The sequence below is a fragment of the Dietzia sp. CW19 genome (assembly GCF_014145265.1).
GTDB lineage: Bacteria > Actinomycetota > Actinomycetes > Mycobacteriales > Mycobacteriaceae > Dietzia > Dietzia natronolimnaea.
The window spans coordinates 1-12819 of record NZ_JAALEE010000312.1 but is presented as its reverse complement, the minus strand read 5'-3'; the positions used below and the strand labels follow the sequence as shown (position 1 = coordinate 12819).

The window sequence follows — 12819 nt, the reverse complement described above, 5'->3', positions numbered from 1 at the left end:
TCGGCTTGCGCCGCGAGCCCCACCCGCCGATGCCGATGGTCATGCCGCTGGAGAGGCGTCCCACGGCCTCGTCGAGACTGGTGCGCTTGTCGCGCGGGGTGGGGGTCGTCGTCACTTGTTCTCGCCCGTCCTCTCGGCTCTGTTGTCTCGTCTGTCCAGGTTGCGGCCCGTCTTGACGAACTCGTCCCGGTGCTCGTCGGCCACGCCGGCGAGGTTGAGTTCGAAGGTGAAGCCCTGCTCCATGCGGTACGAGGTCTTCACGTCGACCGGGTCGATGTGGTTGATGGCTTCCTTGGCCGCGCGGATCACCCGGGTGTCCTTGGCGGCGATCGTCTCGGCGAGGTCGCGCGCCGCCGCGTCCAGCTGGTCACGGGGTACCACCTCGTACACCGTCCCCCACGAATGGAGCTGCTGGGCGGTGACGTTGCGCGACGTGAAGTACAGGGTGCGCATCATGTGCGCGGGGACCATGCGCGCCAGGTGGGTCGCGGCGCCGAGGGCTCCCCGGTCCACCTCGGGCAGTCCGAAGACCGCGTCGTCGGAGGCGACGATGCAGTCGGCGTTCCCCACGAGTCCGATTCCGCCACCGACGCAGAACCCGTTCACCGCGGCGATCACGGGGACCGCGCATTCATAGACCGCGTTGAAGGCCACGTAGCACCCACGGTTGGCCGCCAGCAGGTGGTCGAAACCCTCGAAGTCCTGCATCTCCTTGATGTCGACGCCCGCGTTGAACCCCCGGCCCTCGGCACGGAGGATCACCACGTGCACCTCCGGGTCGCGCCCGGCGGCGAGGATCTGCTCGCCGAGTTCGAACCACCCCGCTGACGGGATGGCGTTGACGGGGGGAAAGTCGACGGTGACGGTCGCGATGCCGTCCGATCCCTTGTCGACACTGATGCCCATGGTGCTCCCTTCGCACGCCGCCGCTGTGCTTCAGCGGTCGGGTGACTAACCAAACGCTTGCTTGGTAGGCTAGCACGCATGTCGAACATCGATCTGGGTCTGGCGGGCAGGGTCGTCCTCGTCACGGGCGGCGTCCGTGGCGTCGGCGCGGGGATCAGCAGGGTCTTCCGCGAAGCCGGCGCCGTCGTCGTCACCTGCGCGCGGCGCCCCGCCGACGACGGGTCCGACGTCGCGGATCTCGAGTTCCACTCCGTCGACCTCCGGGACCCCGACGCGGTGCGTGCGATGGTCGACCGGATCGTGGAACGACACGGTCGATTGGACGTGGTGGTCAACAACGCCGGCGGCGCGCCGTTCGCCCTGGCGGCCGACGCCAGCCCCAACTTCCACTCCAAGATCATCGCGCTGAACCTCCTGTCCGCCCTCACGGTGGCCCAGGAGGCGAACCGGGTCATGCAGCCGTCCGGCGGGGCGATCGTCAACATCTCGTCGGTCTCCGGTCACCGGCCCTCGCCCGGGACCGCCTCGTACGGCGCCGCCAAGGCGGGCATCGACTCGCTCACGCAGTCGCTCGCCGTCGAGTGGGCGCCCGCCGTGCGGATCAACTCCGTGGTGGTGGGCCCGGTCAAGACCGAGCTCGCCGAGATGCACTACGGGGACTCCGACGGTGTGGCCGCGGTGGACGCCACGATCCCGATGGGCCGGATGGCGGACCCACGGGACGTGGGCCAGGCGGCCGCTTTTCTGGCCTCGCCGTTGGCGGCCTACATCACGGGTGCCGAACTCCTGGTCCACGGGGGTGGCGAGAAGCCGGCGTTCCTCTCGGCGGCCAACGCCAACACCAGTCCCTGACATCACCGAACATCTATCCAAGGAGAACCATGGGAATCTGCGACGGACGCGTCGTCATCGTCACCGGCGCCGGCCGCGGGATCGGCCGGGAGCACGCCCTGGCCTTCGCGGCCGAGGGAGCCAGGGTCGTGGTCAACGACCTCGGCGCCGGGCTCGACGGATCGGACGTGGGGGAGTCCCCGGCCGAGCAGGTGGTGGAGGAGATTCGGGCAGCCGGAGGCGAGGCCGTGGTCAACGGTAACGACATCTCCTCGTGGGAGGGAGCGCGTGAACTCGTCCACCAGGCGATCGACCACTTCGGGGGGCTCGACGTACTGGTCAACAACGCCGGCTTCCTCCGGGACAAGATGCTCGTCGGCATGGGGGAGCAGGACTGGGACAACGTGATCAACGTCCACCTCAAGGGCCACTTCGCGCCGCTCCGGCACGCCGCCGAGTACTGGCGCGCGGAGTCGAAGGCCGGCCGGCCCCGCCAGGCCCGGGTGATCAACACCTCGTCGGGAGCCGGGCTGTTCGGTTCGGTGGGACAGGGCAACTACGCCACCGCGAAGGCCGGGATCGCGCTGCTGACCATCCAGACCGCCGCCGAGATGAAGGGGTACGGCGTGACCGCCAACGCCATCGCCCCCGCCGCGCGTACCCGGATGACCACCTCCGCCGGGGAGGGAATGGCCTCTCAGATGGCCGCGCCCGAGGACGGGTCCTTCGACGCCATGGACCCGGCCAACGTCTCGCCGCTCGTCGTGTGGCTGGGGTCGGCGGAGTCCGCCGAGGTCACCGGTCGGGTGTTCGAGGTCGAGGGAGGAAAGGTCACCGTGTGCGACGGGTGGCAGCGCGCCGCGTCCGAGGACAAGGGTGCCAAGTGGGACCCGGCAGAGCTGGGGTCCGTGGTGCCGCGACTGCTCTCCGAGTCGCCCGCGCCGGTGTCCGTGTACGGCGCCCGCTGAGCCCGCCGGTCTGAACCGCGCCCGGCCTGAACTGCGCCCGGCCTGAACTGCGAGAAGGAGCCCCGCACCAGCTCGGTGCGGGGCTCCTTCTCCGGTCCCGGGCTCAGCGCCCGGTATCGGGTGACTCAGTTCTCGGGATCCGGGCAGTCCTGCGCGTGAACCGATCCCGCGTTCGCGAGCTGGTCGACCTGCTCCTGCGGCAGGTCGCAGATCGTGGGCAGCGGCGGCAGGCCGGGCATCGGGGGCAGGGCGGGGAGCGCCACGCCACCATTGATCGCGGCGCCCGCGAGGACGAGCGTGCCGCCCAGGGACAGGACCGGAAGCAGGGCGATTCCCGAACCGCTCTCGCCGCCCAGGCTGGCCGCGGCCTCCAGGGAGCTGAGCGCGCCCATCTCGGACCCGAGGTTCGTCGATCCGACGCCCTGGAGAGAACCGTTCTCCAGCGACCCGGTCAGCGCGGTGAGCGAGCCGTTGACCGCGGTGAGGTCACCGAAGGAGCCGGTCAACACCTCGGCGCTGCCACCGGTGGATCCGGTGATCAGGTCCGAACTCTGGCCCGTGGAGCCGCTGTTGCCCGAGAGGGATCCGGAGACCTCCTCGATGGAGCCGGACAGTGCGGGCAGGATCCCGCCCTCGGCGATCGACCCGATGATCGGGTCGGCGGAGTTGCTCTCCACCGAGCCGGCGAGCTGGTTGGCGGAGCCGTTGGTCAGCGACCCGGCGATCCCGTCGCCGACGAGCTCGGCGGAGCCGCCGATGCCCTCGGTCGAACCGTCCGGGAAGTTGGCGGACAGCGGCGGGAGTTCCGCGGACCCGCCGAGGAAGTTGAGCTCGGTCGACAGCGGGGTCATCCCCAGCGAGCCCATGCCCTCGGAGCCGGTGAGCGGCGCGAGATCAGAAGAGGTGAACTCCGCGGAACCACCGAGGAGATCGAGCTCCGTGGAGAGCGGGGTCATGCCGAGGGAACCGACCTCGGTGGAGCCGAACTCAGCGGATCCTCCGAGGAGGTCCGTGGACAGCGGGGTCATGCCGTCCGATCCCACGTCACCCGAACCCACCAGCAGTTCGGTCGACAGCGGGGCCATGCCGGCGGAGCCGACGAGCGGGGCCAGGTCGGACGAGGTGAAGCCCGCGGAGCCGCCGAGCAGGTCGGTGGACAGCGGCGGGAGCTCCGACGAGGCGGGAAGCTCGGCCGAGCCGCCGAGAAGGTCGCTGGACAGGGGCATCATGCCGAGGGAACCGATATCGGTCGATCCGAACTCGGCGGAGCCCCCGAGGAGGTCTGTTGAGAGCGGTGCCATGTCCGCGGAACCGATTTCGGAGGATCCGCCGAGAAGATCCGAGCTGGCCGGCAATGCAGACGACCCACCGAGAGGATCGGAGCTGAGAGGGGGCAGTTCGGAGGATCCGCCGAGGGGATCCGAGCTGAATGCGGGAAGGTCAGAGGACAGACCCGCCGAGCTGGGGAAGTCCGAGGAGCCGGGGAACGAGGCGGAGCCCTCGAGCGGGCTCAAGCCTGCCGATCCGCCGGCGAGGTCACCAGCAGAGCCGGTGAAGGGATCGAGGAGATCGCCGATAATCCCGAAATCCGGGAGGGCGCTCTGGGCGCTGGCAGTACCGGTTGCGCCGGAGATGGCGAGCGCCGCGGTCGCAGCGACGGCTGCGGCCTTGGTTGACTTGTTCACGAAAGAAGTCCTCTCAATGGTGGTGGTCCCGTCGGGACCGCGTCTATCTGGTGCTCGCCGTTCCGGCTGCGTCACCTAGATGAGAATCCTCTAAGGCTGAGTGTGTGTCAACGGTTTGCTCAGGAAGTGGTACGCAAGTGACCAATGAGGTGATATGAGGTTGATAAACAGTCGTCAACACCTGTGTGCTGAGTAAGCGAATACCCAGAACGGCGGGATCGCGAACCTGGTTCTTCGGGCCACTGGCAGCAGCCGGGTGATGCTCCGGGCAGACGACAGCGGCCGGGGCCTCTCGGAAGGAGAGGCCCCGGCCGGAGCGGGAGTGCCGGCGTCAGCCGAGCGGTTCGCAGATCACCACCGGGATGACCCTGCTCGTGTTGGCCTGGTACGAGGCGAAGTCCGAGTAGCGCTCGACGAGGCGGGGCCAGAGTTCGGCACGCTCCTGCGCGGTCGCCTCCCTCGCCCTCATCGCTCGGGTCCTTCGCCCGACCTGGATGGTGACCTCGGGATTCACCAGGATGTTCCGGTACCACTGCGGGTGCTTGGGCAGCCCGCCCTGCGAGGCGACCAGCAGGACCCGGTCACCGTCCGGGAGGTGGAGCAGCGGCACCGTGCGCGGTTCGCCGGATTTGCGTCCCGTCGTGGTCACCAGGCAGACCGGAACCGGTGCCTTCAGTGCCGATCCCACCCGCCAGTTGCCACCGATACGGCCACCGGAGACGCGGTACGTCCAGGTGTTGACGCGGGACATCACCTTGATGATGCCGAGGACCCACGGCTTGGAGCGCCGGGGATCGTCCACGCCGGTCTCCACCCCGGGGTGACTCTCGCTCACTTGGACCCCGACAGCGGCGCGCGGACGATCACGTGCTTGCCCGGGAAGAACGCCGCCAGCTCGCGTCGGCTCTCCTTCAGCGCGGCCAGACCGAAGCCCTTCTTGCGCTCCTCGGGGTGGATCCAGATGGCCACGTCGACATCGCCGTCGTCGATCTGCTCACCGAACACCAGGCCCACAGGCTGGTCTCGGGAGGTGTCCACGGCGACGAACCACATGGCCGACTCGGCCTCGACGCGCCGCAGTCCCTCGCGCAGTTCGGCCTCGGTCTTCTTCTCGTCCCACGCGCCTCCGGTCGCGGAGGTCTCGTCCGAGGACCGGGAGTGGAAGAGGGACCTGTGGTGCTCCGAGTCGCGGAACGGGTGCAGGGTGAAGCCGCCCGGACCGGTGGGGGCGGAGGAGTCGCCCGGTTGTCCCAGAAGGTTCTCCAGCGGCGCCCGGAGTACTGCTTCGGCCTCCTCGGAGGGGATGGAGAGGAGGTCGGCCAGTGCCGCTGCGGCATCCTGCCTGGAGTCCGCTGACGCGAGGGCCGCGAAGACCTCGCTCCTGCGGGCCGCGGCCGTCTCGATGGCGTTGCTGCTCATGTCAGATCCTCTCGATGATACTCGCCGAGGCCTGGGCGCCGCCCGCGCACATCGTGATGAGGGCGCGGTCGCCGTCCGTGCGCTCGAGCTCGTGCAGGGCGGTCGTGATGAGCCTAGCGCCGGTGCTGCCGACGGGATGTCCGATCGCGATGGCGCCGCCGTTGACGTTGACCTTGTCCATGTCCGGCCCGTGGACCTGCGCCCAGCTGAGCAGCACGGAGGCGAACGCCTCGTTGCACTCGAAGAGGTCGAAATCGGAGATGGACATCCCCGACCGGTCGAGCACGCGCTGGGTGGCCTGGACGGGGCCGTCGAGGTGGTACTCGGGCTCGCCGCCGACCAGCGCCTGGTGGACGATCCGCGCGCGGGGCCTGAGCCCGTGGGCCTTGGCGACGTCCTCGTCCATGAGCAGCACCGCGGCCGAGCCGTCGGACATCTGGCTGGAGGTGCCGGCGGTGTGCAGGCCGCCCTCCAGGACCGGCTTGAGGCCGGCGAGCGCGTCCGCGGTGGTCTCGCGCAGGCCCTGGTCCCGGGTGACGGACACCGTCTCGCCGGTGTAGGTGCCGTCCTTGAGGCGTTCGGGGGCGTCGACCGCGAAGGTCTCGCGGTCGAAGCGTCCCTCGTCCCACGCCCGCCTGGCGTTGGCCTGGGATCGGACGCCGAGCTCCTCGAGCTGCTCGCGGGTGATCCCCCGGCGTGCGGCGATACGGTCCGCGGCGGTGAACTGGTCGGGCAGATCGAGCTCCCAGTCGTCCGGCCGCGGCATCCCGTTCTCCCCGTTACCGACCGCCGCGCGCAGGGCGATCCAGCTCATCGACTCCACTCCGCAGGCGATCCCGACATCCATCGCGCCGGCGTGGATGAGGTTGGCGATGAAGTGGTTGGCCTGCTGAGCGGACGAGCACTGGCAGTCGATCGTCGTGCACGCGGTCTGCCACGGCAGTCCGGAGGCGAGCCACGCGCCGCGGGTGACGTTGTTGCCCTGCGCGCCGGCCTGGGTGACACAGCCGCCCACGACCTGCTCGACCAGCGACGCGTCGATCCCGGCGCGCCGGATGACCTCCTTCTGGGAGGCGCCCAGCAGGTGTGCGGGGTGCAGGCCCGACAGTGCGCCGCGAGCCTTGCCGATCGGGGAGCGAACGGCCTCGACGATGACGGGATTGCCCATGGTGGTCCTTCCGGGTGACCGGGCCCGATGAAAACAGGGACCCAGGGGGAACGTGTTCTAGTATGGTGGGTGGAACGTGTTCTAGATTACCGCTCGGGTCCCGGGTTCGCAGTATCCCGGGGTCGTCGGTCGACGAGCACGAGACGCATCCGACGCGGTCAAGGAGTACCAGTGCAGGCAGTCACCATCCCCGAGGGTTTCGACTTCACGGACCCGGAGCTCTACGAGAAGCGGCTCCCGCATCCGGAGTGGGCTCACCTCCGTCGCACCGAACCGATCCGGTGGTGCGCCAACGAGCCCGGGGCCGACGGCTTCGACGACCACGGGTACTGGGTGGTCACCAAGCACGAGGACGTCAAGGAGATCTCCCGGCGCACCAACGAGGTGTTCTCCACCTTCGAGAACACCGCGATCCCGCGCTTCGCACCGGGCACCGAGCGCGAGATCGTCGAGCTGACCCGCCTGCTGTTCATCAACCAGGACGGTGAAGAGCACAAGAAGTACCGGCGCACCATCTCCAAGGGCTTCACCCCGCGCAACATCGAGAAGCTCCGGGACCACCTCGCCGAGAAGGCGCGGGTCATCGTCGAGACCGCGGCCGCCAAGGGCAGCGGCGACTTCATCACCGAGGTGGCCTCCGAGCTGCCTCTGCAGGCGATCGCCGAGCTCATCGGCATCCCCCTCGAGGACCGGCATCAGATCTTCGAGTGGTCCAACCAGATGACCAGTTACGACGTACCCGGCAAGGTCGAAGAGTCGCAGATGGCCAACGCCATGGTCCTGTCCTATGCGCAGGACCTCGCTGCCAAGCGCGAGATCGATCCCCGTGACGACCTGGTCACCAAGCTCATCCAGGCCGACATCGACGGCGAGAGGCTCACCGCCGACGAGTTCGGTTGGTTCGTGGTGCTGTTGGCCGTGGCCGGCAACGAGACCACCCGCAACGCCACCACACACGGGATGGTCGCCTTCCTCGACAACCCCGACCAGTGGGAGCTGTTCAAGGCCGAGCGCCCCGCGACCGCGTACGACGAGATCCTCCGCTGGGCCTCGCCGATCACGTCGTTCCAGCGCACCGCCACCGAGGACGTCGAGATCGGGGGCGTGACCATGAAGAAGGGCGACCGCGCCGCCATCATGTACGGCTCGGCGAACTTCGACGAGGACGTTTTCGAGGACCCCTTCTCGTTCAACATCCTGCGCGATCCCAACCCGCACCTGAGTTTCGGCGGGAACGGCCCGCACTACTGCATCGGGGCGAACCTGGCCAGGCTGCAGATCGAACTGATCTTCAACGCCATCGCCGATCACCTCCCCAACCTGGAGGCCCTCGGGGAGCCCTCCCGCATCCGCTCGGGGTGGCTCAACGGCATCACCGAGTGGTCGGTCGACTACAAGTGCCCGGTCATGCGCTGACCCGAGCCCCCACACACGGCCCGGCCCACGGCCCCGACCCCGCCTTCTCGCCAGGCCGGGTCGGGGCCGCGGTTCTCTCCGGGCGGGCCTCGTCGTCATCCCTCGGAGAGGCTCCATCGATTAGGCCGAACCCCGTCGGGCGGAGGCCGGAGGAGGCAGTGTGAAAGACATGCTCGACCACCGCTACGTCGACCGCGACGGCGTCCGTCTCCACTACGTCGTCGCCGAACCGGACACGGCATCCGCGGACGGCCACCCTGGTTCCGCGGACGGCCCCCCGGGCACCGTGGTCCTCCTCCACGGTTTCCCGCACTTCTGGTTCACCTGGCACCGCATGATCCCCGTCCTCGCCGCAGCCGGGTGGCGGGTCATCGCGCCCGACCTGCGCGGCATGGGTGGTTCGGATGCGCCGGCCGACGTCCAGGCCTACTCGCCGCGCGAGGTGGTCGACGACGTCCTGGCGGTGTGCGACGCCGAGGGTGCGGCGCGCGTGGTGGTGGTGGGCTTCGATTTCGGCGCGGGCGTCGCGTACGACACCTGCCATCTGGAACCGGGGCGGGTGCGCGCGGTGATCGGGATGGAGAACCCGTTCATGGGTACCGCCGGGTCGGTGCCGCCGCTGGAGGGTTCGGCGATGATGGCCGAGAAGCACTTCCTGCACCTGAACTACTTCACGCAGCCGGGAGTGGCGGAGGCCGATCTCGCCGGCCGCGAGCGCGAATTCCTCACCCGGGTCTTCTGGGCCCTGTCCGCTGAGTACCACTACCTCGACGTCTGGCAGCACCCCCCGGGGTCGACCTATCTCGAGGCTCTGCCCGAGGCGCCGCCGCTGCCGTGGCGGTGGTTCACCGTCGAGGAGATGGACATCTACGAGGCCGAGTACGCGCGGACCGGGTTCGCCGGTCCGCTGCAGTGGTACCGGGCGATGGACGTGTCGTGGTTCGCCCGCAAGGAGTTCGAGCGGCAGACCAACCCCGTGCCGTTCTACTTCCTCTACTCGGAGCACGACCCGGACCTCGAGGGCTTCCACGGCCGGGATCCGCTCTCCAAGCTGGGGCGTCATCACGACGAGGTGCGGATGGTGCGCGCGATCTCCTCACCGGCGGGGCATCTCATGCACCTGGAGGCCACGGAGGACACCCACCGGGAGATCCTCGCCTGCCTGGCGGACATCGCGGCCGCCGTTCCTGCCTGAGGCACTCGGCAGGCGCATGTCACCCCGCCCCCGCCCGAGCTCGCACCCGACTACCTCTCCAGCACGCCCCCCGACTGCTCCGAGCCTGGCTGGCGGACACGAGCTTCCGGTTGGCGGACAGGCGCCTCGGGCTGGCGGGCATTTTTCGCGTTTCAGGCCCGCTTTTCGCATATCGGGTCCGCCAGCTGCGAGGGGGTGTCCGCCAGCGGCGAGGACAGGGCCGCCAACGGCGAGGACATGGCCGCCAAGCGAGGTGGGGTGCCCGCCAGCTGCCACGCGAGGGCTCGTTCAGGATGAAGTCAGGTGCCGGAGGTCTCGTCGGGCGCGGGTCAGGGCACTCGCGATATGGCCGATGACCTCCTCCGGGCGCATTCCCTTTGTCACACGGACGACCTGCCAGCCAAGGTCCGCCAACCGAGCGGTGATCCGGAGGTCCCGGCGCCACTGTTCCGGATCTCCGTGATGCCTGCCGTCGTAGAAGATCGCGACCTTCTCGCGGGCGTACGCGAGGTCGGCAATTGTGAGGAGATGCCCCGACGGTTCGCATATCTCGAACTGCGAGACAGGCTGAGGCAGTGAAGAGCGCTCGATTCTGAGCCGGAGGAGGCTCTCCTGCGGAGAGTGCGCGTCCGCGTCGCAGGCGTCGAGCAGTCGAACCACCCTCGAGACCCCGTGTTGGCCGGGCATCCGCGTTGCAGCGTCGGCAACCGCGCGCACGCTGGTGTTGGTGGCGAAGCACACGGAGTCCACGATGCAGATCCTCCGATCAGCGCCAGTGGACCACCTTGCCACGTCGACCGCGGTTCGGGCTGGTGCGGTAATTCGTACTCCGCCGATCTCGCACGCGTCCGCGGCCGGGATGGGTTGCCGCAGCCGGCGCTCCCGAACCCCGGTCGGCACGCGGGGCTCGGCTGAGGTGAAGACATCGACGACGCCGTTGCCCCGCTCTGTCGAGTACCAGTGTTCCCCATGGAGGTACGCGGCGGACCACCCTCCGATCACCGCGTCTGCAGGCGCCCAGATGTCGACCGCACGAATGAAGTCCCACCTGCTCAGCCGTGCCCCCTTCGCGGCGTACACACCGGGGACGATCATTCTGAACGCCGATCGGAGCGCGTATCTCGTCACCAGTCCGGTCTCGAGAGCCTGGCTCGCCGCGAATGGCTGCCCGCCTGCAACCGCATCCGCCAACGAGGCGGGGAGCGGAGTGGGAGGCCGGGTGTCTCGGAATCGCCGGTCGCGTCTCATGACGGCAATCCTGACCGGTCATCACGTGTCGACCGGCGGGTGACGACGTCCATGTGGACAGGGATGACGACGATTCACAGGAACTACGACGAGTTCAGTCCGCCTGGCTCACGTGGCGGTCCGGCAGACCGGGCGGACCCGCTCCCCGAGTTGGCGGACATGCTTCCTCAGCTGGCGGGCAGGAGGTGCCAAAATGGGCCCGGAATCGCACGAGAAGTCCGCCAACCGCGGAGGCAAGTCCGCCAACCGCGGGGGCATGTCCGCCAACCTCGGGGCATGTCCGCCAACCGCGGGGGTATGTCCGCCAGGCAGGCTGGCCGGGGGCTGACGAGACCTGGGCAGGGCTAGGAACCGAGACCGTACTTCTCGCCGAAGGCGGCGATGGACTCGAGCTTCTGTTCGGTGGAGCAGTCGAACCCGTGGCCGTCGACCATCCAGGGCATCACGATGATGTCGGTGACCCCGGCCTCGGCCAGCTCCGTGAAGCCCCGGGTGCCGAAGCGGTCGAGGCAGACCACCTGGATGGCGAAGGGGGTGCCGTCGCCGCGGTCGGCCAGCGAGCGACCGTCGGCCTCGAGGAGTTCGCCCAGCCGCCGGACGGTGGCGACGATCTCGTCGTAGCCCATCATGGCGCTGGTCCAGCCCTGGCCCACGCGCGCGGCCCGCTTGAGCGCGATCTCGGTGTGTCCGCCCACGTAGAACGGCACCTGCTCGCTGGGCGCGGGGGTGAAGATCAGCTCGTCGAAGTCGAAGTGCTGGCCGTGGAACTCCATCCACTCACCCCGCAGGGCCTGGCGCATGATCGCCAGCGACTCGTCCGTGCGCTTTCCGCGGCCCTTGAACGGCGCGCCGCACCACTCGAACTCGTTGGGGTCCCAGCCGATGCCCACGCCCAGGTCCAAGCGGTTCCCGGTGAGCAACGCCACCGAGGCCACCTGCCTGGTGAGCAACAGCGGATTGCGCGGGCCGACCTTGAGCACCTGCGGGCAGAAGCGGATGGTCGAGGTGGCCCCGCCCATGGCCGCGGAGGCGATGAGCGGCTCCACCCACTGGGTGTTCTCGTCCCACATCCGCGAGCCGTCGGGGGTGTACGGGTAGTCCTCGTCCTGGCGTCGCGGGTGGAACAGCGAGTCGGGCAGGACGATCCGGTCGAAGCCGGCGGCCTCGGCACCGCGGGCGATATCGATGATCTGATCGACGGGGGAGAAGGAGATGGGGACGGAGAACTCGGCGTCCACTACGCGGCCCATGGTCACTGGCCCTTTCCGGCGGCGCCGGCGATGGCGGCCCTGTCGTCGTCGGTGAGCGGCCGCAGTCCCGAGGCCATGGCCACGTCCTGCTCCCAGAAGGCGCGAAGGGAGACCAGACGACCGTCGGCGTCGACGCGGTAGTCCACGGCGATGTCGATCTCCATGATGCTGGAGCCCATGTGGGTGCGCATGGTGCCGACGCAGAGCAGTTCGTCGCCCGCGGCGATCCCCCGATCGAAGCGGAACTCGATGTGGTCCGGGGTGGCCACGGCTTTCTCCCAGAATTCGAGGAGCCTCTCCGTGCCGGTGTGGCCGATGCCCTCGGCATCGAACATCGACGGACCCACGGGATCCTCGATGGTGCCCTCGGGAGACCATCCGGCGATCCAGGCATCGCGGTCGCCGGCGTTGGTCGCGGCCCACGAGCGGCGCGCGGCGGCGAAGGCGGGACTGGCCAGGGCGGCGTCGCTCATCTCCAGAGGCCGATACTGGCCGGTCTCATCCAGGTACGGATTGCTCATGAGTGACGCTCCGGACGGTCGGTCCCCACAACCCACATGGAGAAGTACTGGGACCCGCCGCCGTAGGCGTGGCCGAGGGCCTTGCGTGCCCCCGGGACCTGGTGCTCGTCGGCGCGGCCCATGACCTGCCGGGCGGCCTCGGCGAAGCGCAGCATGCCGGACGCGCCGATCGGGTTGGAGCACAGCACGCCGCCGGACGGGTTGACGGGCAG

General features: G+C 69.2%; 12 protein-coding genes and 2 pseudogenes. 4 read left to right on the top strand and 10 right to left on the bottom strand.

The genetic code is table 11. From position 1 onward, the window contains the following. Both G6021_RS17320 and G6021_RS09900 read right to left on the bottom strand, forming a co-directional pair. Window positions 1-115: pseudogene (locus G6021_RS17320) on the bottom strand (acyl CoA--acetate/3-ketoacid CoA transferase subunit alpha); the annotation flags it as partial. Then, window positions 112-906, bottom strand: coding sequence for an enoyl-CoA hydratase family protein (locus tag G6021_RS09900; protein ID WP_179524561.1), 795 nt, complete (start codon window positions 904-906; stop codon window positions 112-114). The pseudogene G6021_RS17320 and the gene G6021_RS09900, both read right to left, overlap by 4 nt. Before the next feature lie 78 nt (window positions 907-984). On the opposite strand from G6021_RS09900, the gene G6021_RS09895 reads away from it, so the two are divergent. Together G6021_RS09895 and G6021_RS09890 are read left to right on the top strand one after the other, a co-directional pair. Continuing rightward, window positions 985-1758, top strand: a complete 774-nt coding sequence (locus G6021_RS09895; protein ID WP_182641188.1) for an SDR family oxidoreductase — start codon at window positions 985-987, stop codon at window positions 1756-1758. 29 nt (window positions 1759-1787) lie between these two features. Beyond that, window positions 1788-2705 (top strand): SDR family oxidoreductase, encoded by a 918-nt coding sequence (locus G6021_RS09890; protein WP_182641187.1) that lies wholly within the window; start codon window positions 1788-1790, stop codon window positions 2703-2705. A gap of 125 nt (window positions 2706-2830) precedes the next feature. Here the strand turns inward: G6021_RS09890 and G6021_RS09885 are convergent, their stop codons facing one another. The 4 genes from G6021_RS09885 to G6021_RS09870 all read right to left on the bottom strand — a co-directional run bounded on the left by G6021_RS09885 (window position 2831) and on the right by G6021_RS09870 (window position 6977). Further along, the gene (locus G6021_RS09885; protein WP_182641186.1) at window positions 2831-4390 is read right to left on the bottom strand and encodes a hypothetical protein; all 1560 of its coding nucleotides are present in this window, start codon (window positions 4388-4390) and stop codon (window positions 2831-2833) included. A 331-nt stretch (window positions 4391-4721) separates the two neighbouring features. Further along, window positions 4722-5141: a nitroreductase family deazaflavin-dependent oxidoreductase gene (locus G6021_RS09880; protein ID WP_179526148.1), complete on the bottom strand. Its 420-nt coding sequence runs from the start codon at window positions 5139-5141 to the stop codon at window positions 4722-4724. Between the two features lie 80 nt (window positions 5142-5221). Beyond that, entirely contained in the window at window positions 5222-5809 is a 588-nt protein-coding gene (locus G6021_RS09875) for a GNAT family N-acetyltransferase (protein WP_107748763.1), read from the bottom strand. Window position 5810: 1 nt separating this feature from the next. After that, window positions 5811-6977 (bottom strand): steroid 3-ketoacyl-CoA thiolase, encoded by a 1167-nt coding sequence (locus tag G6021_RS09870; protein ID WP_179524565.1) that lies wholly within the window; start codon window positions 6975-6977, stop codon window positions 5811-5813. Window positions 6978-7148: 171 nt separating this feature from the next. On the opposite strand from G6021_RS09870, the gene G6021_RS09865 reads away from it, so the two are divergent. Together G6021_RS09865 and G6021_RS09860 are read left to right on the top strand one after the other, a co-directional pair. Then, complete coding sequence (locus G6021_RS09865; protein ID WP_182641185.1) at window positions 7149-8393, top strand: cytochrome P450; 1245 nt, start codon at window positions 7149-7151, stop codon at window positions 8391-8393. Between the two features lie 169 nt (window positions 8394-8562). After that, window positions 8563-9588, top strand: a complete 1026-nt coding sequence (locus G6021_RS09860; RefSeq protein WP_182641192.1) for an alpha/beta hydrolase — start codon at window positions 8563-8565, stop codon at window positions 9586-9588. A gap of 288 nt (window positions 9589-9876) precedes the next feature. On the opposite strand, the gene G6021_RS09855 is transcribed toward G6021_RS09860, so the two are convergent. The 4 genes and pseudogenes from G6021_RS09855 to G6021_RS09840 form a co-directional block, all read right to left on the bottom strand. Then, window positions 9877-10716, bottom strand: a complete 840-nt coding sequence (locus G6021_RS09855; RefSeq protein WP_182641184.1) for a type IV toxin-antitoxin system AbiEi family antitoxin — start codon at window positions 10714-10716, stop codon at window positions 9877-9879. 464 nt (window positions 10717-11180) lie between these two features. Next, the gene (locus G6021_RS09850) at window positions 11181-12086 is read right to left on the bottom strand and encodes a TIGR03619 family F420-dependent LLM class oxidoreductase (RefSeq protein WP_182641183.1); all 906 of its coding nucleotides are present in this window, start codon (window positions 12084-12086) and stop codon (window positions 11181-11183) included. Between the two features lie 2 nt (window positions 12087-12088). After that, window positions 12089-12607: a nuclear transport factor 2 family protein gene (locus G6021_RS09845; protein WP_182641182.1), complete on the bottom strand. Its 519-nt coding sequence runs from the start codon at window positions 12605-12607 to the stop codon at window positions 12089-12091. Beyond that, window positions 12604-12819, bottom strand: a pseudogene (locus G6021_RS09840) (thiolase domain-containing protein); the annotation flags it as partial. The pseudogene G6021_RS09840 and the gene G6021_RS09845, both read right to left, overlap by 4 nt.

Bases quoted from the DNA above. Each gene is read 5' to 3' on its own strand.
- G6021_RS09890 (WP_182641187.1), top strand. From the start codon at position 1,788: ATGGGAATCTGCGACGGACGCGTCGTCATCGTCACCGGCGCCGGCCGC.
- G6021_RS09870 (WP_179524565.1), bottom strand. From the start codon at position 6,977: ATGGGCAATCCCGTCATCGTCGAGGCCGTTCGCTCCCCGATCGGCAAG.
- G6021_RS09900 (WP_179524561.1), bottom strand. From the start codon at position 906: ATGGGCATCAGTGTCGACAAGGGATCGGACGGCATCGCGACCGTCACC.
- G6021_RS09880 (WP_179526148.1), bottom strand. From the start codon at position 5,141: ATGTCCCGCGTCAACACCTGGACGTACCGCGTCTCCGGTGGCCGTATC.
- G6021_RS09875 (WP_107748763.1), bottom strand. From the start codon at position 5,809: ATGAGCAGCAACGCCATCGAGACGGCCGCGGCCCGCAGGAGCGAGGTC.
- G6021_RS09860 (WP_182641192.1), top strand. From the start codon at position 8,563: ATGCTCGACCACCGCTACGTCGACCGCGACGGCGTCCGTCTCCACTAC.
- G6021_RS09895 (WP_182641188.1), top strand. From the start codon at position 985: ATGTCGAACATCGATCTGGGTCTGGCGGGCAGGGTCGTCCTCGTCACG.
- G6021_RS09845 (WP_182641182.1), bottom strand. From the start codon at position 12,607: ATGAGCAATCCGTACCTGGATGAGACCGGCCAGTATCGGCCTCTGGAG.
- G6021_RS09850 (WP_182641183.1), bottom strand. From the start codon at position 12,086: ATGGGCCGCGTAGTGGACGCCGAGTTCTCCGTCCCCATCTCCTTCTCC.